The sequence below is a fragment of the Paenibacillus sp. LjRoot56 genome, from assembly GCF_964253335.1.
GTDB classification, from domain to species: domain Bacteria; phylum Bacillota; class Bacilli; order Paenibacillales; family NBRC-103111; genus Paenibacillus_E; species Paenibacillus_E allorhizoplanae.
Genome location: NZ_CAXURV020000013.1, coordinates 1 through 562, shown reverse-complemented (window position 1 = coordinate 562; position 562 = coordinate 1). Strand labels below are relative to the sequence as shown.

General features: G+C 54.8%; 1 rRNA gene. It reads left to right on the top strand.

What is annotated here, in order from left to right:
• Positions 1–562: ribosomal RNA gene (locus ACSQ8O_RS36705) — 16S ribosomal RNA — on the top strand; the annotation flags it as partial.

The following is a 562-nucleotide window of genomic DNA, read 5'->3' as shown; positions in this document are numbered from 1 at the left end:
TAAGCTAGCGGCGGACGGGTGAGTAACACGTAGGTAACCTGCCTTTAAGACTGGGATAACTATCGGAAACGATAGCTAAGACCGGATAACTGGTTTTCTCGCATGAGAGAATCATAAAACACGGAGCAATCTGTGGCTTAAAGATGGGCCTGCGGCGCATTAGCTAGTTGGTGAGGTAACGGCTCACCAAGGCGACGATGCGTAGCCGACCTGAGAGGGTGAACGGCCACACTGGGACTGAGACACGGCCCAGACTCCTACGGGAGGCAGCAGTAGGGAATCTTCCGCAATGGACGCAAGTCTGACGGAGCAACGCCGCGTGAGTGATGAAGGTTTTCGGATCGTAAAGCTCTGTTGCCCTAGACGAACAGCATGAGGAGTAACTGCCTTGTGTGTGACGGTATAGGAGAAGAAAGCCCCGGCTAACTACGTGCCAGCAGCCGCGGTAATACGTAGGGGGCAAGCGTTGTCCGGAATTATTGGGCGTAAAGCGCGCGCAGGCGGTCATTTAAGTCTGGTGTTTAAGCCCGGGGCTCAACCCCGGTTCGCATCGGAAACTGGA